General features: G+C 66.2%; 18 protein-coding genes. 4 read left to right on the forward strand and 14 right to left on the reverse strand.

Features of this window, described 5'->3' with window-relative positions:
• Positions 1–19 precede the first annotated feature (19 nt).
• Positions 20–457, forward strand: a complete 438-nt coding sequence (locus OTER_RS20380; protein WP_012376838.1) for an EamA family transporter — start codon at positions 20–22, stop codon at positions 455–457.
• A gap of 163 nt (positions 458–620) precedes the next feature.
• Here the strand turns inward: OTER_RS20380 and OTER_RS20385 are convergent, their stop codons facing one another.
• A complete protein-coding gene (locus OTER_RS20385) occupies positions 621–872 on the reverse strand; it encodes a YgaP family membrane protein (protein ID WP_012376839.1) in 252 nt (83 codons plus the stop codon).
• A gap of 166 nt (positions 873–1038) precedes the next feature.
• Positions 1039–1581, reverse strand: a complete 543-nt coding sequence (locus tag OTER_RS20390) for a gamma carbonic anhydrase family protein (RefSeq protein ID WP_012376840.1) — start codon at positions 1579–1581, stop codon at positions 1039–1041.
• A gap of 376 nt (positions 1582–1957) precedes the next feature.
• Here OTER_RS20390 and OTER_RS20395 point away from each other — a divergent pair, with 376 nt between their 5' ends.
• Positions 1958–3289 carry a NupC/NupG family nucleoside CNT transporter gene (locus OTER_RS20395; protein WP_012376841.1) on the forward strand — a complete coding sequence of 444 codons (1332 nt, stop codon included), beginning with the start codon at positions 1958–1960 and terminating at the stop codon, positions 3287–3289.
• A gap of 142 nt (positions 3290–3431) precedes the next feature.
• On the opposite strand, the gene OTER_RS20400 is transcribed toward OTER_RS20395, so the two are convergent.
• The 6 genes from OTER_RS20400 to argH all read right to left on the reverse strand — a co-directional run bounded on the left by OTER_RS20400 (position 3432) and on the right by argH (position 11470).
• Complete coding sequence (locus tag OTER_RS20400) at positions 3432–3812, reverse strand: YdbL family probable chaperone protein (protein ID WP_012376842.1); 381 nt, start codon at positions 3810–3812, stop codon at positions 3432–3434.
• Between the two features lie 5 nt (positions 3813–3817).
• A complete protein-coding gene (locus OTER_RS20405) occupies positions 3818–4021 on the reverse strand; it encodes a hypothetical protein (RefSeq protein ID WP_012376843.1) in 204 nt (67 codons plus the stop codon).
• A 193-nt stretch (positions 4022–4214) separates the two neighbouring features.
• Positions 4215–5465, reverse strand: a complete 1251-nt coding sequence (locus OTER_RS20410; RefSeq protein ID WP_044891917.1) for an intermembrane phospholipid transport protein YdbH family protein — start codon at positions 5463–5465, stop codon at positions 4215–4217.
• 38 nt (positions 5466–5503) lie between these two features.
• Positions 5504–8044 (reverse strand): glycogen/starch/alpha-glucan phosphorylase, encoded by a 2541-nt coding sequence (locus OTER_RS20415; protein WP_237702397.1) that lies wholly within the window; start codon positions 8042–8044, stop codon positions 5504–5506.
• 49 nt (positions 8045–8093) lie between these two features.
• Complete coding sequence (gene mutL, locus OTER_RS20420; RefSeq protein ID WP_012376846.1) at positions 8094–9980, reverse strand: DNA mismatch repair endonuclease MutL; 1887 nt, start codon at positions 9978–9980, stop codon at positions 8094–8096.
• Positions 9981–10057: 77 nt separating this feature from the next.
• Positions 10058–11470, reverse strand: coding sequence for an argininosuccinate lyase (argH, locus tag OTER_RS20425; RefSeq protein WP_012376847.1), 1413 nt, complete (start codon positions 11468–11470; stop codon positions 10058–10060).
• Between the two features lie 200 nt (positions 11471–11670).
• Here argH and OTER_RS20430 point away from each other — a divergent pair, with 200 nt between their 5' ends.
• Positions 11671–12135, forward strand: a complete 465-nt coding sequence (locus OTER_RS20430; protein WP_012376848.1) for a hypothetical protein — start codon at positions 11671–11673, stop codon at positions 12133–12135.
• Positions 12136–12236: 101 nt separating this feature from the next.
• On the opposite strand, the gene OTER_RS20435 is transcribed toward OTER_RS20430, so the two are convergent.
• Positions 12237–12650, reverse strand: coding sequence for an OsmC family protein (locus OTER_RS20435; protein ID WP_012376849.1), 414 nt, complete (start codon positions 12648–12650; stop codon positions 12237–12239).
• Positions 12651–12973: 323 nt separating this feature from the next.
• Positions 12974–13294, reverse strand: a complete 321-nt coding sequence (locus OTER_RS20440) for a hypothetical protein (RefSeq protein ID WP_012376850.1) — start codon at positions 13292–13294, stop codon at positions 12974–12976.
• Between the two features lie 111 nt (positions 13295–13405).
• Between OTER_RS20440 and OTER_RS20445 the strand changes: the two genes are divergently transcribed.
• Entirely contained in the window at positions 13406–15076 is a 1671-nt protein-coding gene (locus OTER_RS20445) for an ABC1 kinase family protein (RefSeq protein ID WP_012376851.1), read from the forward strand.
• 66 nt (positions 15077–15142) lie between these two features.
• Here the strand turns inward: OTER_RS20445 and OTER_RS20450 are convergent, their stop codons facing one another.
• The 4 genes from OTER_RS20450 to OTER_RS20465 all read right to left on the reverse strand — a co-directional run bounded on the left by OTER_RS20450 (position 15143) and on the right by OTER_RS20465 (position 20463).
• Positions 15143–15592, reverse strand: a complete 450-nt coding sequence (locus OTER_RS20450; RefSeq protein ID WP_012376852.1) for a host attachment protein — start codon at positions 15590–15592, stop codon at positions 15143–15145.
• Positions 15593–15598: 6 nt separating this feature from the next.
• Positions 15599–16000 (reverse strand): Ohr family peroxiredoxin, encoded by a 402-nt coding sequence (locus OTER_RS20455; RefSeq protein ID WP_012376853.1) that lies wholly within the window; start codon positions 15998–16000, stop codon positions 15599–15601.
• Between the two features lie 340 nt (positions 16001–16340).
• Positions 16341–16949 (reverse strand): UdgX family uracil-DNA binding protein, encoded by a 609-nt coding sequence (locus OTER_RS20460; protein ID WP_012376854.1) that lies wholly within the window; start codon positions 16947–16949, stop codon positions 16341–16343.
• Between the two features lie 163 nt (positions 16950–17112).
• The gene (locus OTER_RS20465; RefSeq protein ID WP_012376855.1) at positions 17113–20463 is read right to left on the reverse strand and encodes a DNA polymerase III subunit alpha; all 3351 of its coding nucleotides are present in this window, start codon (positions 20461–20463) and stop codon (positions 17113–17115) included.
• Positions 20464–20469: the final 6 nt, after the last annotated feature.

Consider the following 20469-nt stretch of genomic DNA (forward strand, 5'->3'; position numbering starts at 1 on the left):
AGCCTCTAGACTCCGTCCCATGCCCGTCACCCCTTCCGCTTGGTTCACGTGGGCCCTCCTTTCGGCGGTGTTCGCCGCACTCACCGCGATCTTCGCGAAGATCGGCCTGCAGGGCGTGGATTCCGACTTTGCCACGCTCATCCGCACCTGCCTGATCTTTTTTGTCCTCGCGGCGTTTGTTTTCTTCGCCGGCAAGTGGTCCAACCCGCTGGCGCTTTCGTCCAAAACTTGGACTTTTCTCACGCTCTCCGCGCTGGCCACCGGCGCGTCCTGGGTCTGCTACTTTCGCGCGCTCAAGCTCGGGGACGCCTCCAAGGTCGCGCCGGTCGACAAGCTTAGCGTCATCCTGGTGGCGTTGATCGCGGTGCTTTTTCTCGGCGAGCGGCCGAGCAACCGCGAATGGTTCGGCATCGCGCTGGTGAGCCTCGGCGTCTTCGTCCTCGGCTTCAAACGCTGAGTGAACGCAGCCAGGGTGGAGTGCGTGGTCCTCAACGCGCCTGCCCGTAACCCGCGGCTTCGCCGTAGCGGAACGCGTCGGCGTTTCGCCGGAAGCCCCACCGCTTCCGCTACGCAAAGCGCCTCGACCGCAACGCGCTCTCCCGCCCCGCCACCATTCCGGCTCAGTGGTGATGCCGCCGTGCGTCGACCCGCATCCGCGGATGTTGCACTCGCGCCGTCCTGATTTCCTGATCGCACGCGGTGGTCGAAATCCCCAGCGCCGCGTACACGAGGCAAAATCCGGTGGCGGCGTTCACGATCGGGATCAACCCGAGCAGCCCCCACCAACCAATGTAATGGTGGCCGAGCATGAGCAGCGCACATCCGGCCACGAATCGCACCGCCGCATCGAAGGATCCAACGTTCGTTTTCATGGGAGTTTTGTTGGCGCGAATCTACGCGCCCGCCCTCCCCCGGGCTGCGCACATCTTGGCCAACGTTGCCCGCTTTTCGCCTGCGAACGGATCGCAGACCGCCCGCGCCGGCGGCAACTCGTTGAGTTCCCGTCACCCTCGGCTGCAGCCTCCCGCGCTGCCGTCGCTATGTTTTTTTCACTTTCGCCTGCCGCAAGGCGTGCGCCTTCGAGACCTCGACGTATTTCTCGGCCCAGCCCCGCAGCGCCGCTTGCTCCTCGGGTCTTAATGCCCGCGTCACCTTGGCCGGCGCCCCGAGGACCATCGAACCCGGCGGCACGATCGTGCGCGGCGTCACCACCGCCCCCGCCCCCACGATGCTGCGCGCGCCGATTCGCGCGCCGTCCAGCACCGTCGCGCCCATGCCGATCAGGCACTCATCCTCGATCGTGCACGCGTGAACAATCGCCGCGTGCCCGATGGTGCACCACGCGCCGATAATCGCATCGAGATCGTCGGCCAGGTGCACGATCGCGTTGTCCTGGATGTTCGTGCCCTCGCCGACGATGATCCGCGCGATGTCGCCGCGCAGCACCGCGCCGTAGAACACGCTCGCTTTCGGCCCGAGCGTCACGTCGCCCACCACCGTCGCGTTCGGCGCGACCCAGTTGGCCTGCGCGATGTCAGGCGTCTTCGTCAGATGCCGCTCCAGTCGTTCTTGCACCGTCATGCCCTCCATCTTTGTCCGCCCACCGCGCTCCGCAAGCGGTGAAACGCCCTCGCCCGCGCGGAAGCACTTTTCACGTATTACGTGAAAATCTATCCGCCGCGTTCGCTCTCGCGGCATGGCGCTGCCCTGCGCCTGCTCTATCTCCGGCTCTCGGCTGCCCCGCCGCGCGGGCGCTTTCCGTTCGCGACCGGGGCCGTCGGCTAATTTCACGTATTACGTGAAATTAGCGTGCGCGGGCGGCCCTCGCACGCGGCCGAAGAAGGATGGCCCACGCCGGCAGGCGCAGCACGGCAGGCGCGGGCACTGATCGTCGCACCGCGTTTGTGGCTCGCCGACGAGACGCCGCGCCACAAGCTCGGGAGCACTGCTTTCTGGCATGGACTTCATCCTTCACCTCGGCCGCGGCTTTTTTGGCATCGCGGTTTTTTTGGCGATCGCCGTCGCCCTGAGCGAAAACCGCCGCGCCATCAGCTGGCGGCTGATCGCCACCGGCGTCGCGCTGCAATTCACCTTTGCCGCACTCGTGCTCTACTTCGCTCCGGCGCGCATCGTCATCGAGTGGATTGGCTCCCGCTTCGTCGACCTGCTCGGTTTCACCAACGCCGGCGTCGAGATGCTGTTCGGCTCACTCGCCGACAAGTCAAAGCACGGCGTGCTCTTCGCGATTCAGGTTCTTCCCTCGATCATCTTCTTCTCCGCTTTCTCGTCGCTGCTCTACTACCTCGGCATCCTGCAAAAGATCGTGTTCGTGTTCGCCTGGGTGATGTCGAAGACGATGCGGCTCTCCGGCGCGGAAACCCTCAGCGCCTCGGCCAACATTTTCCTCGGCCAAACCGAGGCGCCGTTCCTGATCAAGCCATACCTGCCGACGATGACGCGCTCGGAGATGCTCACCATCATGACGGGCGGCATGGCGACGATCGCGGGCGCCGTGATGATCGCCTACATTGCATTCCTCGGCGGCGATGATCCGCAGCAGCAGGTGCTGTTCGCCACGCATCTCATCACCGCGTCGGTGATCAACGCGCCCGCCGGGCTCATGCTTTCCAAAATCCTGCTGCCGCAGACGGAGCCGGTGAGCACGGACCTCAATGTCTCCAAGGAGCGGATCGGCTCGAACCTGGTTGACGCGGTCTGCGTCGGCACGACCGACGGCCTCAAGCTCGCCGTCAACGTGGGCGCCATGTTGATCGCATTCACCGCGCTGATCGCAATGCTCAACGCCTTGCTTGGCTGGTTCGGCAGCCCGCACGATCTGGTGATCGGCGGCGCCACGCTCGTGCACTACCCGGGGCTGAACGCCTGGATCCGGGAGGTGACCGACGGCGCGTTTCAAAGCTTCTCGCTCGAGTTGCTGTTCGGACTCGTCTACGCGCCGATTGCCTGGCTGCTCGGCATAGACTTGGGTCATTTGCTTCAGTCGGGCGCGCTCCTCGGCACCCGCACGGTGCTCAACGAATTCATCTCGTTCTCGCAACTCGCCGGCCTGAAGTCCTCCGGCGCGCTCACCGACGCGCGCACGATCATCATTCTCACCTACGCGATGTGCGGGTTCGCCAACATCGTCTCCATTGGCATACAGATCGGCGGCATCGGTGCACTCGCGCCGAACCAGCGCTCCAACCTCGCGCAACTCGGCGTGAAGGCCATGATCGGCGGCACGCTCGCGTGCTACCTCTCCGCGTGCGTCGCCGGGATCCTGACGTAGCCTTTTGCGTAGGGCCGGCGCTCGTCGCCGGCCGCAAACGCGTTGGCCGCTCCATCCTCACGCCCGGCTGCCGATGAACGGCAGCCCTACAGTGCCTCCCTCACCGGGGCTGCAGGCGAGGCGCCCGCGCTTCCACCAACGTTTACTTTTTATACCACGTGCCGTCCGGCTTCTGCAGCCACACGCCCGGCGCGCTCGCGCCGGCGATCTGACGCGCGCGGGCCCGGCCCACCTGCTCCGGCGTCGTGCCCGTCTGCTTGGCCAGCTCCGCATACACAATCGCGCGATCACGATTCTCCGCCGCCATCACGTCACCCGTCGCGGTGTCGCCGTCGCGCAGTTCGATCATGCCGCGATTGTTTTCACCCAACGCGCCGCTCGCCTTGAGCTGGTCGAGCTGCGAAAGCCGCTGGCTCATCCGGGACTTCACCGTCGCGAGATCCTCCGCGCGCGCGGTGAACACGCCCGCCCCAAAGGTCAGGGCTGCGGCAATGGCAAGCAGGCGAAAAAGAGACGTCTTCATGGTGATCACGGTTTGACTGCGGGCGTTTCCAAGGTGGCGGATTTCTGGTCGAGGTCGCCAAAGAAATCGTTCAAAGCGCGATCGACCTTCACGTTCACATCGACGGTGACATGGATGGGTTTCACCTCGATGGGCTGAGTCTTGACGCTCAGGCAGCCGCCCGAGGCCAAACTCAGCAGCACGAGCGGAACGAGAAAGCGGGTGTTCATGCGCGGAGACGTTGCGCTCGTAGACGCGCAGTTTCAACGCAAGTTTCGCGTCCGCCGCGCCGGCCGTGTGACCAAACCCATCCCGCGGGCCGCGGCGCGCCCTGCGCCCGCCGGGCCACATGAAACCGCACGCCGACCTACCTCGGCCCTGCGCGCAGGAATTTCGTCCGACGGAAACAACCTCTCCGCGCCCCTATCGGCCGCCGAATTGCAGGCGGTGGCTGGTGCCGAGCTTGATGAGCGATTCGAGCGGCCCACGTACGTTCACCGTCAGGTCCACCGGCGCGCGCAGCTTCGGATCGACCGGTCCACCCGCCAGGTGCACGTGCGCCGTCCGGCCCTCGCTGTCGCCGTCAGGCGTAAACGTCACCTCCAGCAACTCCGCCCGCAGCGGAATCTCGCCCGTCTCGATCTGTCCCAACCCCGGATAATGTTTCAGGACCTCGGCGGGCAGGCTCGCGGAAATCAGCCCGGGCGTCGGCGCCAACCGCACTTCGGCCGGCTCGTCCTTGCGTACCGCGAGATGCCCCTCGCGCATTTGCAGCCCCTCCGCCTCGCTCCAGCGCAAACCCACCACGCCGTCGACCCGGCCGCTCGCAGCCGCAAGCGCGTCCGGCACGAGCGCGGCCAGATCCTGCAGCCCCACGCGTGTCAACCGGAGCTTCAGATCGAGCACCAGCGGCGACAGCGGCACCGTGCACGGATCGAGCGTCACGTCGCCCCCGGCGATTTCGATCCGCGCCTCACGCACGACCAGCGTCGCCGCGGCCTCGAGCAGCGCGCGCAGCAGAAAGTTTCGCGCGCCAAACCGCGTCGTCGTGATCGTGCCGATCGTCAGCTCAAACGGTCCTTCGCTCCGCACCTCACGCCGCGCTGCGTCGATCGCGAAATCGCCCGCCACCGCGAGCTGGGCCAACGCCCACCCGTCGGCTTCGTGCCGCAAACCGCCTTCGCGCCACACGACTTTCACCACGCCCATCGGCCCGCCCTCGCGCCACTCGCCTTTCCCTTCCAACTCGACCACGCCCTCCGCCGTCACGCCCTCTGCGGCTGCCCCGAGCTTTGGCGCCAACGCGCGCCACCACGTGCCCGCATCGAGTCGGCCGGCCGACAGCGCCCAGGTTCCGTTTCCAGTCGCTGCATGGAGCTCAAGTTCGAGCTCCAGATGCGTGCCGTCGCCTTCCACGGCGATCCGCGCGACCCGCTTGCCCGGCTCCGGGGTGGCAACCGAGACCCGCCACGTCAGCTTGGGTGAGTTGGGCAGCAGCTTGAGGCTCGTCGCGCCGGAGACGGATCCATCCAACGGCGGAACCTGCCATTGCGCCGCGGCACGAGCCGGCAGGGTCCACACGAGCAGCGCCACGGCGGCGGCGAGAAACAGACGCCGGTCGTTGCCCCCGCGCACGGCGGCGCGGGCCGGCTTCGTTTCACGATGACGGATCACGCGAAGCCGGGCACGAATGTTCGGAGGCAGCCACGCGCCTACGGCACGCGCACCGGCTTCAGATTCCAGATCTGCTCGGCGTATTCGCGAATCGTCCGGTCGCTCGAGAATTTGCCGACGCGCGCCGTATTCAGGATCGCCATCTTCGCCCAGTTCGCGCGGTCGCGGTACGCGCGGTCCACCTTCGCCTGGCAATCGCAGTAGGAACGGAAATCCGCCAGCACCATGAACGGATCCCCGCCGCCGAGCAGGCTGTGGTGCAGGATCGAGAACGCCCCGTGCTCGCCGGGCGTGAAATAGTCGCTGCCCAGCCAGTCCACGATCGCGCGCAGTTCCTCGTCGCGCTGATAGACATCCCACGGCCGGTAACCCGCGGCGCGCAACTCCTCCACCTGCACGACGGTCATGCCGAAGATGAAGATGTTTTCGTCGCCGACTTCCTCGTGGATTTCGACGTTGGCCCCATCCAGCGTGCCGATCGTCAGTGCGCCGTTGAGCGCCAGCTTCATGTTGCCGGTGCCCGACGCTTCCTTGCCCGCAGTCGAGATCTGCTCCGAGAGATCCGCGGCCGGGATGATTTTTTCCGCCAGCGACACGCGGTAGTTCGGCAGGAACGCGACCTTCAGCCGGTCGTTCACCCGCGGATCGCTGTTGATCTTCCCGCCGATCACGTTGATCGCGCGAATGATGTTCTTCGCGAGGTCGTAGCCCGGCGCCGCCTTCGCCGCGAACACGAAAACCCGCGGCACGAGGTCGAGCGACGGGTTCTGCAGGATGCGCCGGTAAAGCGCGAGGATGTGCAGCAGATTCAGGTGCTGCCGCTTGTATTCGTGCAGCCGCTTGATCTGCACGTCGAACAGCGCGTCGGGCGACACCTCCAACCCGCAGTCGCTGCGAATGACCGCGGTGAGCTGAACCTTGTTGGCCCGCTTGATCGCCATGAACTCCTCCTGGAACGCGGCGTCGCCCGCGTGCGACTCGAGCCCGCGGAGCAGGTCGAGATCGCGCACCCACGCCTCGCTGCCCAGCGTCCGCGTGATCAGCGCGCTCAGCTGCGGATTGCACTGCGCGAGCCACCGGCGCGGGGTGATGCCGTTGGTCTTGTTCTGAAACCGGCCGGGGAAGAGTTCGTTGAACTCCGGGAAGAGCTGCTTCTTCAGCAGCTCCGTGTGCAGCGCCGCCACGCCGTTCACCGCATGCGAACCGACGACGGACAGATGCGCCATCCGGATCATCTTGTTGCCGTTCTCCTCGACCAGCGAGCAGGTGCGCATTTTCTCGACGTTGCCCGGCCACTTCGCCTGCACCTTTTGCAGGAACCGGCTGTTCATTTCGTAGATGATCTGGAGATGCCGCGGCAGCACGCGCTCGAACAGCGACACGCTCCATTTCTCCAGCGCCTCGGGCAACAGCGTGTGGTTCGTATAACCGAAGGTGCGCTGCACGATTTCCCACGCCGCCTCCCATTCCATCTGGTGCTCGTCGAGCAGGATTCGCATCGATTCGACCACCGCGATCGCCGGGTGCGTGTCGTTCAACTGCACCGCCACCTTCTCGGGAAAATTCGCCCAGGTGTTGACCGGATTGCGGAAATGCCGCCGCAGGATATCGCGCAGCGAACACGCTACGAAGAAATACTGCTGCACCAGCCGCAGCTCCTTGCCGTTCTCCGTCTTGTCATTCGGATACAGCACCTTCGAGATCGTCTCGCCCACGGCCTTCTCGCGCACCGCCTCCACGTAGCCGCCGGAGTTGAACGCCGCCAGGTCGAAGTCCTTCGACGCCTTCGAGGCCCACAGGCGCAGCAGGTTCACCGTCTTCGTGCCATAGCCCGCGATCGGGATGTCGTGCGGTACGCCCACGATCGTCTGCGTGTCCACCCAGCGCGGCCGCGAGTTGCCGCGGTCGTCGAACACGTTTTCCACGCGACCGTAGAGATGCACCTCCTGGGTGTAGTCGGCGCGAACCACTTCCCACGGATCGCCAAAGAGCAGCCAGCTGTCCGGATGCTCGATCTGATGGCCATTGACGAACTCCTGCTTGAACAGCCCGAATTCGTAATAGATGCCGTAGCCGAGCGCCGGATAATCGAGCGTCGACAGCGAATCCAGAAAACACGCCGCGAGCCGGCCGAGGCCGCCGTTGCCCAGGCCCATGTCGATCTCCGCTTCGCGCACCGCGTCGAAATCGACGCCCAGCGATTTGAGCGCGCTGCGCGCGTCCTCGGTCAGCCCCGTCGCGAGCAGGTTGCTCTCGAACAGCCGCCCCATCAGATACTCAAGCGAGAAATAGTACACGCGGCGCACGTTCTCGATGTTGTGCACTGCCTGCGTCTCGATCATCCGCTCGTGGATGCGGTCGCGCGCCGCCAGCGCCGTCGCGATCCACCAGTCGCGCGGCGTCGCCGCCCCGGGATGCCGCGCCAGCGTCGAGGTCAGGTGCCGCAGGATCAGCGCGCGCAGATGCTGCACCGGCGGGGCGAGCGGCGCGAGGTTCTTGGTCAGGAACGGCGGAGCAGTGTGACCGCTTTCCGACGGCGACACGTCCGTCGCGGCGGGCTGGGGAGTGGTGGTGGGCATGGTGGATTGGACTCTCGATGATTTTGCGGCGGCGCGCATGGTACGGGTATCATTTTTGGAACCGCCGCGCCAGCTCCGCGTGATTCAGCTCAATGTAGGTCGGTCGGCCGGCTGGATTGGTCATGGGCGTACGCGTGGCGAACAAGTGCGTGACCAAGGCCCGGAGCTCCTGCTCGCCCGTGACGGCGGGCAGGCGGACCGCTTTGACCGAGGCGAGTCGGGCCAGTTCCTCCCGCGCGAGGTTGGCGTCGCGATCGGGCCAGTGGCCCTCGCGGAATGCCCCGAGCAGATCGCGCAGGAACGGCTCGGCATCCGCGGGCTCCATCCACGCCGGCACCGCCTCGATGCGGAAAAAATTTCGGCCAAACTCCGCGATCTCGAACCCGTGCGCGTTGAGAAACTGCACTCGGTCCAGCAGCAACGCCGCGGCGATCGGATCGAGTTCCACCGGCACCGGCAGCAGCAGCCGCTGGCTCGGCACCGCGCCGGAGCGAAACTGTTCCTGCAGCCGCTCGAACCAGACGCGCTCGTGCGCCGCCCGGCGATCCAGCAGGATCAGACCCGCGGTCGTCTCGAACAGCGCGTAGTTGCCGTGCGCCAGTCCGACAAACCGCCACGAGGGCGAAGCGGGCTTGAGCGGCGCCGGTACGGCGGCGGCTCCGGCATTCACCGGCATTGGCGCGGCCGGTATTCGCGGCACCGCGGGCGGCAACACCCCCGCCGGCCGCGCACCCGCGATCGCCCCGGATTTCTCGAGGTACGGCGTGGACTCCGCGCCGAAGCGCGCCGTTACAATCAGGTTCCCGGCGGCGAGCGGAGTCGCCGCCCTACCCTCGGCATGCGCTGCAGGCGCGTCGTCCTTCCGCCCGTGCGCCGCCGGCGCGCCTGGCGACTCGGGCTTGGGCATGTTGTCCGCCGAAGGCTGGGCGAAGTCGGATCGATGGTCGGCAATCTCCCTCAGCCGCTGCAGCACCGACCGGATCACAAAGCTGCGGACCGCGGGCTCGTTGCGGAACCGCACCTCGCGCTTTGCCGGATGCACGTTCACGTCGACCGCCGCGGGATCACACTCGAAAAACACGAACGCCAGCGGATAGCGCCCCTTCGGCACGGACTCGTAATAGCTCTCGATCAGCGCATAGTTCAGCGTCCGGCTGTCGACTGGCCGCTGGTTCACGAACACGATCATCTCATGCCGCGTGCCGCGGCCCACACCTGGCCGGCCGATCAGCCCGCCGAGCCGCATGCCGGATTCCACCGATTCGATCGGCACGAGCGACTCGGCGGTCTGCCGACCGAAAATTTCCGCAATCCGCTCTGCGAGTGTAGGGCATTCCGGCGAGCGGAAAATCACGCGTCCGTCCTCGATGAGAGAGAAAGCCGTTCCCGGACAGGCCAGGGCATACAGCCGCACGCATTGCACGATATGGGCCGCCTCGGTCTGGTCGCTCTTGAGAAATTTCCGCCGCGCGGGCACCGAGTTGAACAGCTGTGCCACCTCGATCCGCGTGCCGACGGGCCGACCACAGTCGCGCACGTGCACCAGCTTGCCGCCGCTCACCAGCACCTCGGTGCCCACGTTCTGGCCGGCCTCGCGCGTCTGCAGCTCGAATCGCGACACGCTCGCGATCGACGGCAGCGCCTCGCCGCGGAAGCCGTAGCTCCCCAGCCGGTCGAGATCGGCGGCCTCGCTGATCTTGCTGGTCGCATGCCGTTCGAGCGCGAGCAGCGCGTCGTCGCGCGACATGCCGGAGCCGTTGTCCTCGACGCGCATCAACGACCGGCCGCCGTGCCGGAATTCCACCTCGATCCGCGTCGCGCCGGCGTCGAGCGCGTTTTCCACGAGTTCCTTCACGACCGCGGCGGGACGTTCGATGACTTCGCCCGCGGCGATCTGGTTCGCGACGCGATCGGACAGGATCCGGACTTTGGCCATGCGACGGATGGACGAGATGCGTGGAGAGGGTTGATTCTGGTGCCGAGAGCTGGAGCCCGATGGCCCCCGCTCAACCCTCAACGCTCAACCCTCAACTTCTTCTCCCACCGTTTGAATTGTTTCGCGAGCGCTCCGGGGCCGGGCATGCCGGTGCCGCTGCGCTTCGCCAGCGCGCGGCCGAGATCGAACACTTCCGCCCAGTCCTCCTCGAACGCCGGGTGAATCTTCTTCATCTCCTCGGTCGGAATCTGATTCAGCGCCGCGTTGTTCTTTTCCGCGAGCCGCACCACCGCGCCCACGGCGTGATGCGCTTCGCGGAACGGCACGCCTTTCGCCACCAGATAGTCGGCGAGGTCGGTCGCCAGCAACGCCGGATCCGACACCGCCGCAGCGCAGCGTTCGACCTGGATCTTCATCCCCGTCACCGTGCCGGCGAGCACGTCGGCACAGAGCGCGGTTTGATCGAAGCTGTCGAACACCGGCGGTTTGTCCTCCTGCAGGTCGCGATTGTAGGTCAGCGGCAGCCCCTTCGTCAGCGTCAGCAGGGTGTGCAGGTTGCCCTGCAGTCGCGCCGACTTGCCGCGCAGCAGCTCGCACGCGTCGGGGTTCTTCTTCTGCGGCATCAACGACGAGCCCGTGCAGAACGCGTCGGGCAGCTCCGCGAACTTGAATTCCGCGCTGCTCCACAGGATCAGATCCTCCGCGATCCGCGAAACGTGCACGCCGAAGAGCGCGCATGCGGCGGCGAATTCGATGAACAGGTCGCGGTCCGCAACCGTGTCCATCGAGTTCTGCGTGACCTGCGGCCGGCCTTTCGCGTCCAGGAATCCGAGCGCCCGCGCGGTGAACTCGCGATCGATCGGCAGCGTCGTACCCGCGATCGCACCCGCGCCCAGCGGGCACCAGTTCGCGTGCTCCGCTACGTCGCGAAACCGCGCGCCGTCGCGATCGAGCATTTCGATCCAGGCGAAAAGGTGATGGGCGAGAAAGACCGGCTGCGCCCGCTGCAGGTGCGTGTAACCGGGGATCAGCACCGTGCGGTTCGCGGTGGCGACCTCGAGCAGCGCCCGTTGCGCGCCAGCGATCTTCTGGGCGAGCACACCGCACGCGTGCTTGAACCACAGCCGCATGTCCGTTGCCACCTGATCGTTCCGGCTGCGCGCCGTGTGCAGCTTGGCGGCCGCCGGCACGCGCCGGGTCAGCGCCTGCTCGATGTTCATGTGCACGTCTTCGAGCTTCACCTCCCACTTGAACTTCCCCGCCTTGATCTCCGCGAGAATCGCGTCCAGTCCGGCGTGGATCGCGTCGCGCTCCGCCGCGGTGATCAAGCCGACGTGCGCCAGCATCGCCGAATGCGCCTTGCTACCCGCGATGTCGAACGGCGCCAGCCGTCGGTCGAACGACACCGATTCGCTGAATTGGAGCATCAAATCAGCCGGCGCAGCCGTGAACCGGCCGCCCCAGGTCGCTTGCGAGGACGTCTTGGCCATGAGCTGATCAGATGACCCCGCCCCGCGACCCCGCGCAACGCGAAAAAGGGACCGTGCCGCGACGAGGCGTCGCGGCTCCACGGGCGGCGACCGGGTCCCACGCGCCTCGCATGGAAGACGCAACGCTCTCGTCGTCCTTGGCCAGTCACTGACCACTCCCCACGCCTTGACCCCGCGGAGGCCCCGCCCAGAGTCCCGCCATGTTTCGTCGCTGGTGTGCGGCCGTTGCCCTGCTTGGGCTTACCCTCGCGAGCCTGCCGGCCGAACCAGCGCCGCTCGCGCAGTACGACCAGGTGGAGATCGCGCCGACCAAGACGTCGATCTACATCGGCCGCGTGGCGATGACGCTGCCGCCGTTCGTCCGGCAAAATGGCACCTACACCTCGACCTACTCCGCCCACGTTTTTCCGTATTTCTTCCTGAACGAACAGGGCCGGCTTTCGATCGACGTGTCCGATAGCCAGCTGCGCGCACTCGAGCGAGGCGAGCGGATCGAGTTTCACGGGCTCGCCCACAACACCCACGGCGAAGAACGCCGCGTCGAGGGCACGGCCACGCCAGCCGACGCCGACTCGGGCAAGATCAAGGTGCGTGTGTTCGTCTCCAAACGAATTCAGCTGATCTTCAACACCACCTACCGGTTCAGGCGCGCCTCAGAGTCGTAGGGCCGCTGTTCACCGGCGGCCGGGCAACACCCCTTGCGCCAGCACTTCGTTCTCGGCGGGCGGCGAGCGCCGGCCTTGGCAGCGCGATCCCTGTCCGTCGCTCACTCTCCCGCCCAGTGAAACGTGATCGGCGCGTCGATCGACGGATGCAGACTGTGATGCACCGGGCAGCCCAGCGCCGTGTTCTTGAGCAGCTTTTCCACGTCCGGCGTTTTCGCGATCGGCAGCCACAACTCGGTCGCCAGCCGCGCCACGCGGCGCGGGCCGTCCGCCGACATTTCCTTGGTCACGGCGAACTTCAGTCCCTGCAGCTCGATCCCGTGCCGACGCGCCACAATCGCCATCGTGGTGGCGATGCACGTCGCAAACGAGGTCGCCAGCAGATCAGTCGGTGAAAACTCCTCGCCCCGACCCTGGTTGTCCTTTGGAGCGTCCGTGTTGAGTGACTGGCCCGAGGGGCCGTGGATCGCGACGCAACGGAGGTCGCCTTGGTATTCACCGGTGATCTTGACCATGCGCCAACGCTGCCACGTCGCGAGGCCCGCTGGCAATCCAGCTCCGCTGCGATTCGCACCGTCTCGTCGCCACCGTCCGTCAGCCCGGCTCCGCCATAATGTAACCTATAACGAGTTTCCCAAAGAAGTGACCAAGGGAGGCCTCAATGGTAGGGCGCGCCTACTGGGCATCGGCGGGCCCAGCGGTCACGCCCTTCCCAACGCGGCGTATTTTTGTTGGTCTGGCCAATAACAGATTACGTCGTCGCGAACCTGCCGCTGCGTTCGAAAGCAGCACAGGGTCGATCGCGCGCCCGAAGGCTCGTTGGCCTGGGTGAGCTGGGCTACAGCGCCGAGGTCGCCCACGACGGAACCGGGATCTCCCGGTCGCGGCCGTAGTCGTTCAACAGATTCTCCAGCCAGGGCCGGTTGCAGGTGAACTGGCCGAGTCGGACCAACGTCTCACCGCCGTTCTGTCGCACCTCGTAGCGATCGATCCGGATTTTGATCGGCTCCGCTTCGCCGATGAGCGTGCAAACCACCTCGCCGGACTTGTTTTTCGAGTCGAGCTGCAGGGACTGGATCTCGCCGTAGCGCGCCATCCGCTGATTGAGGAACGTGCGGGCGGCCCGGCTGGTGATGGCATCTTTGGCGGCGGAAAACACGGCAGCCGTAGATGGGCCGCCCGGGCGATTGTTCCGCCCGCCGCGCGAGCCCGAACTCGTCGGCCAAACAGGTGTCCGTCTGTCGCTTGCCGATCGCCGTGGCGACGCCCCATGAAACTCTCCCCCAACCATCTCAAGCGTTACAAAGAGATCGCCCGCCTGCTCTGGAAATACGGCCGCTCGGATCTGGTGCAACAGATCGCCGCCGCCAATGACTTCGATCCGGCCGAGAGCGGTCAGGTTGACGCGGGCGGCACCCCCGAACAGCTCGCCGCCGATCTCGAGGCGATGGGACCGACCTACGTGAAGCTTGGCCAGGTGCTCGCCGGCCGGCCCGACTTGCTGCCGGAGGCCTATGTCGCCGCGCTGGCGCGGCTGCAGGACAGTGTGAAACCGTTTCCCTACGCCGAGGTGGAGCAGATCGTGATGAGCGAGCTCGGCGTGCGGATCTCGAAGGCGTTTTCCCGCTTCGACACCGAGCCGATGGCCGCAGCTTCGCTCGGCCAGGTGCATTTCGCCCAGCTGCGGGACGGCCGGCCGGTCGTGGTGAAGGTGCAGCGGCCGAACATCCGCGCGCAGATCGCGGACGACTTCGAAGTGCTCGGCGAAATCGCGACGTTCCTCGACGAGCACACGGCGATGGGCAAGCGCTTCCGGTTTTCGGCCGTGCTCGAGGAGTTCCGGCAGACGATTCAGGACGAGCTCAATTACCAGCGCGAGGTCCAGAACCTGATCAAGCTGGGCGAAAACCTGCGCGAATACCCACGCATCATCGTGCCGCAGCCGGTCGTCGACTACAGCACCAGCAGCGTGCTCACGATGGATTACGTGAACGGCCGCAAGGTCACCACGCTCAGCCCGCTCGCGCGGCTCGATCTCGAGGCCGCGCCGCTGATCGAGGAGCTCTTTCGCTCCTATCTCAAGCAGGTGTTGGTCGACGGTATCTTCCACGCCGATCCGCATCCCGGCAACGTGTTCATCACTGACGACGGCCAGATCGCGCTGCTCGATCTCGGCATGGTGGGTCACGTCACGCCCGGCATGCAGGACAACCTGCTGAAAATTCTGCTCGCGTTGAGCGAGGGCAAGGGCGAGGAGGCAGCGGAAATCGTCATCCGCATCAGCGAACGCGTCGAGGGTTTCGATCCGTCGCAGTTCCGCCGGCAGATCAGCCAGCTCGTCGCGACGCGCCGCGACCGCGGGCTCGATCAGATGAAGGTCGGCCGCTCGCTGCTCGACGTGAGCCAGCACGCCCGCGACAGCGGCTTGATCGTGCCGAGCGAGCTCACCCTGCTGGGCAAAACGCTGCTCCAGTTGGACGAAGTGGGCCGGATTTTGGATCCGGAGTTCGACCCCAACGCGTCCATCCAGCGCAACGTCAGCGAGCTGATGTCGCGGCGGATGAAACGCGATCTGTCGCAGGGGAATCTCTTCAGCTCGTTGCTCGAGATGAAGGATTTTCTCGGCAGCCTGCCGGGACGGTTGAACCGGATCATGGATGCGATCACGGACTCGCAACTCCAGGTGAAGGTGAAGGCCGTCGACGCCGACGTGGTGCTCGAAGGAATGCAGAAGATCGCCAACCGCATTACCGCCGGCGTCGTGCTCGCCGCGCTGATCGTAGGCGCGTCGCTGCTGATGCAGGTCGACACGCGCTTCCGGATCCTCGGCTATCCGGGGCTGGCGATCGTGCTTTTTTTGGCGGCCGCGGCCGGCGCGTTCTATCTCGTCGGCAGCATTTTTTTGCAGGACTACCGCAGCCGGAAACGGCTGCGGAAGTGACGCACGGGAGCGTTCTCCAGCAAACAGCCGCCGCCTTCGCGCGCGTGCGAGCTTCGGCGCCCTGCCTCAGCTGCTCACTGCCGCCACCGCGCCAACGCCACCCACCTCGCCGAGTGCTGCGTTCGAGTAAACCCGCTTGAGCCGGCGACCGACATCGGGCGAGAGCGTTTCGATGAGGGCGTTGTAAAGTGCCGGCGCGGCGGCCAGGTCCCAGCTGGCCATCGGATGTTCCCCCCAAAAGGCTTGGAGCTTCGCGGTAATCAGCTGCGCTTGCCGCCGGAAGTCCTCGCGCCGGCCGCCGTGCCCCACGCCCGCGCCGTTGCGTTCGGCGGTGGCACCAGGCACGGGGAAGCGCGTTGGCCCGCGGCGGGCCCGCGTTGGGAGCGGGACATCCTGCGGACCGAGATCGATGGACTCGACCAATTGCACGCGCGGCGGAAACGGCGCCAGCGTGTTGCCTTCGGTGTAGATCCGCAGCTGTCCGTGATCCACGGCCACAATAAAGTGCTCACTCATGAGAGGTCAGTCGAAGGCCAGGCTTACGTTGATGTTGCCGCGGGTTGCCTTCGAATAGGGACAGGTTTGGTGCGCAAGGTTCAGCACATGACGCGCGTCGGATTCGCTGATCCCCGGCATCGCCGCCCTCAGCTCGACGTTCAGGTTGTAGCCGCCGCGCCGATCTTCCTCGAGATGAGCGCGCGCGAGCACCGTGAAACCCTCCGTGGGCAGATGCGCCGTCTCGGCCGCATTCTTCAGGGCGCCGAGAAAACAGGACCCATACGCGCCGGCGAACAGGTGCTCGGGGGTCACGCTCTCCGGTTTTTCGTCGGTTGACAGCTGCACCGCGAAACTGCCTTCGGGCGCTTCGACCGACCCGTCCCGACCTCCCTGCGCGATCATCTCGGCGATGTGGATCGTCTTCATCCCTGCGAATGTAGCGCGCCTGGCGGCGGTTGAAAATCGGGCCGGTTCTCCGAATTCGCGTGGGTAAATTCCCGAACACTTCTCGCCCGTGCCGCCACCTCGCGCCGCTGCCCAGTTTTTTTGCCCCGTCCGAAACTCCGGCCCACCCCGACTCTGAGCCGCGACCAATTCCGTGTTACAGGTGTAACATCATTTTGGCCATCGCCGGCACCCGACCAAACGCCACCGCGCGCCCGAAACCTCTGGAGCACCGCGGATGACGCGCGGATATGGCAGCGCGGAAAGACACCGGGGGGGTCTGAAGATGTCGCGAAGAGCACAACGACGCGCACTCCGTGACTCAGCGCGAGCGCTTCAAAAACCGCACCGCTGCTTTCAGGTCACTCACCAGTCCGGCATACGCCGCGTCACGATCGGGCGGAGGCGTGCGCAGGACGGCGGACGGATGGATGGTCGCGAGAAACCCTTTCGCGCACGGCGCGGCGAGCACCTGGCCGTGTTGCTGCGTCACGCGAAACTGTCGGCCCATCAGGGTCTGCGCCGCCGTGGCACCGAGCGCGACGATGAGGTCGGGCTGCACGAGCTCGAGTTCAGCCTCGAGCCACGGGCGGCACGCGTTGATCTCCGCCGCGTTGGGCTTCTTGTGCAACCGCCGCTTGCCGGCCCGCACCCACTTGAAATGCTTCACCGCATTCGTGACGAAGACCTCGTCCCGGTCGATCCCCGCTTCCTCCAGCGCCCGATTGAGCAACTGCCCTGCCGGTCCGACAAACGGCCGTCCCGCGATGTCCTCCTGGTCGCCCGGCTGCTCGCCGACCATCAGCATCCGCGCACCGACGCGGCCTTCGCCAAACACGGTTTGCGTGCCGGTTTTGTAGAGCGGACAGCGCGTGCAGTCCCGCGCCTGCGCGCGAACTTTCTCCAGCGTGCGACCCGTCGCCGTACTCATCGGGAGCACTGACCCGCGTTCTCACAGCGGGTTACCTCCCGTTTCCGTCTCGTTCTCTTTCTCGTTCTCCCCGCGAACTCCGATCAAGAGAACGAGACGGAGAACGGGAAAGATACTCCAGCGAGGATCGACAAAGTGCCCGCTCGAGGTGCGGGCGGCGCCTTCACCGGAAATCGTGCGAGGTCTGCGTCGGCAACTCGGCCAGGTTCAACGCCTCGATCGTCTCCGCCTTCACGTGAATCACGCCGCGATCGCTCTGCATCCGCCCCACGATGCACAAGGCCGGTTCCTCGTTGATCGTCATCCGCCGTTGCTCGAACAGATCGGGATAAACGACCACGTTCGCGATGCCCGTCTCGTCCTCGAGCGACACGAACACGAACCCCTTGGCCGTGCCCGGCCGCTGCCGGCAGATTACGCTGCCGGCCACTTTCACGCGCTCGCCGTCACGGCCGAGCGGCAGGTCGGCCGCGCGCCACACGTCCGGCAGCCGCTCGCGCACGAGCGCCATCGGATGCGTGCCCACCGTCAGGTTCATCCCGCGAAAGTCCGCGTGCATCCGCTCCGCCGGCGTCATCGGCGCGAGCGGCGTAGCTGTGCGTGGCATGAGCGTCCCGCCCATGTCGGTCGATTCGGGCATCCGTTTCGTGATAATCTGTCGATCTTCCTTTGTTGTGTCACCCGGAGTCGACTCCACGGGCGAGACGCCCGTGCCACTGCTCTCCTGCCCTGCCTGTTGCAGCAATGTCTCCTCGGCCGACCACGCCGCCTCGACCTGCCACAGCGCCGCACGACGATGGCTCGCCAGCGTGCGCAACGCTCCGACCGCCGCCAGCGCCCGTCGCTCGGCCGCCGAGAAGCTTGTCCGTGCCAGCCAGTCATCGATCGACGTGAACGCCCGCGCAGCACGCTGGGCCAGCATCGCGCGCACGTTCGCTTCGCGCAGGCCCTTCACATAGCGCAGCCCGATCCGGATCGTGTCGTCCGCCTCCACCGTGCACTCCCAGCTGGACCGCTGCACGCACCCGGCCTTGACCTTCAGTCCGTGCCGCCGCGCGTCCTGGATCAGCGTCGCCGGCGAGTAAAACCCCATCGGCTGGTTGTTGAGCAGGCTTGCAGTGAACTCCGCTGGCCGATGCACCTTCAGCCAGGTGCTTGCATACGCCAGCAGCGCGAACGAGATCGCGTGGCTCTCGGGAAAGCCATACCCCGCAAACGTCGTCGACGACTCGAGCACCTTCTGCACCACCGCCTCGCTGTGGCCGCGCGCGCGCATCCCGAGCTGCAATTGCTCCACCACTTTCCTCAGCCGCGCGGTGTTGCGATTGAACCCAAACGCCCGCCGTAGCTCCTCCGCCTGCGCACCGCTGAACCCCGCCAGCACCATCGCCGTCTCCAACATCTGTTCTTGAAACAGGATCACCCCCCACGTCCGCTCGAGAATCGGCTTCATCAGGTGCTCCACGCTCTCATCGAGATAAACGACCTTCTCCTCGCCGGCGCGGCGTTTGATCAGCGGATGCGACACCCGGCCCGCGATCGGTCCGGGCCGCACGATGGAGACGGCGATCGCCACGTCGTAAAAGTTCTGCGGCTGCAGCCGCGGCAGCGTCGCCTGTTGCGCGCGGCTCTCCACCTGGAACACGCCGATCGTATCCGCGCGTCGGATCGTGGCCAGGGTCTCCGGATCTTCCGGCGGCACCGTGTGCAGCGTCAGCGGCTCTCCGCGTTGCGTGCAAAGCGCGAACGCGTCCTGCAGCACCGCCATCATCCCCAGACCGAGGAAATCGACTTTCACCAGGCCCAGTTCCTCGCAGTCGTCCTTGTCCCACTGCACCACGCGCCGGCCTTCCATCGACGCGTTCTCGATCGGCACGACGCGATCGAGCCGGTTGGGACAAAACACCATTCCCCCCGAGTGCTGACCGAGATGCCGTGGCAGCCCCTGCATCTGCCGATACAACGCCAGCATCGCCGGCAACCGTGGATGCCCGCCCGGAAGCCCTGACAGTTTCACCTGCTGCGCAAGATCGAGCGTGTGCGGAAAATCGCCGTTCGCATAAAGCGCCGAGAACCGGTCGAGCACGTCCCCCGGCAGTCCGAGCACTTTGCCAATCTCGCGCGCCGCGCTGCGACCGCGATACGTGATCACGTTCGCCACCATCGCCGCGCCGCGCGGCGCGTAACGTTGGTAGATTTCCTGGATCACCGACTCGCGCAAATCGCCGCTCGGCAGGTCGAGATCGATGTCGGGCCATGAGGGATGCCCATCCTTGCCGACGCGGCCTTCGCTCAAGAACCGCTCGAAGAGGAGCCGGTAGCGCAGTGGATTCACCGCGGTAATCCCGAGCGCGTAGCACACCGCGCTGTTCGCCGCCGAGCCGCGGCCCTGGATCAGGATCCCCCGCTGGTGGCACCACTGGCAGATATCCCAGACGATCAGGAAATACCCGGGGAATCCCAGCTTGTTGATCATCGCCAGTTCGCGGTCGAGCTGCGCGCGCAGCTTCGGCGTGAGCTCGCCGATCCGTTCGCGGGCGCCCGCATATGTCTGCTCGCGCAGCACGGACTCCATCGTCTCGCCGGGCCCGACCGGAAAATCCGGGAAACGGTAATCGAGGTTCTGCAGCGTGAAATCCAGCCGCTCCGCGAGCCGGAGGCTGTTCACCACCGCCTCGGGATAATCCTGAAATAACTCGGCCATCGCGCGGCCCGAGCGCAGATGCCGCTCCGCGTTGGGCGAAAGCAGCCGGCCCGCCGCGTCGAGCGTGGTGTGTTCGCGCAAACACGTGAACACGTCCGCGATCGGCCGCTCCGCGCGCGTGGCGTAGCGCACCCCTCCGGTCGCGAGCAGCGGCAATTGCCGCGCCGCAGCGAGATCAGCGAGAAAGCACAGCGCCGTGTCCTCGCCGCGCTGCCGGCGCCGCTGCAGTTCGACGTAAAGCCGGTCCGCTCCGAAGATCGTCTGCAGCCGCGCGGCGACTGCCGCCGCGGCGTCGGCGCCGCGGTTCCGCCACGCGCTCAACACCGGCCCGTCCTCATCGCCGGTCAGCGCGATCAGCCCTTCCGCGTGCTCCGCCAGCTCGCGCCACGTCGCGAAGCAGGGTCGCTTCCGCGCCCGCGGATCCTCGTGGCTGTCCGCCGGCGTGACCAACGGATGCTCGCGCCGCCACGCCTCCACCACCGCCGCCTCGCGCGGCTCGAGTTTCGCCGTGCTGATTAGTCGGCAGAGATTCGCATAGCCCGTGCCGTTCGTCACGAGCAGCGGCAGCGCGGTGCCGTCCTCCAGCGTCACCTCCGCGCCGACGATGGCGCGCAACTGCAATTCCCGCGCAGCCTGATACAGCCGCGCCGCCGCATACACGCCGTCGCGATCGGCGATCGCCAGAGCCGGCAGTCCCAGCCGCGCCGCCTCCGCGGCCAGGTCCTCCGGCTGCGACGCTCCGCGCAGAAAACTGAACGCGCTGCTCGCGTGCAGCTCGACGTAATCGCTCATCACGCCCACCTCCGCCATTTCTCC

It is taken from the genome of Opitutus terrae PB90-1, from assembly GCF_000019965.1.
GTDB classification, from domain to species: Bacteria; Verrucomicrobiota; Verrucomicrobiia; order Opitutales; family Opitutaceae; genus Opitutus; species Opitutus terrae.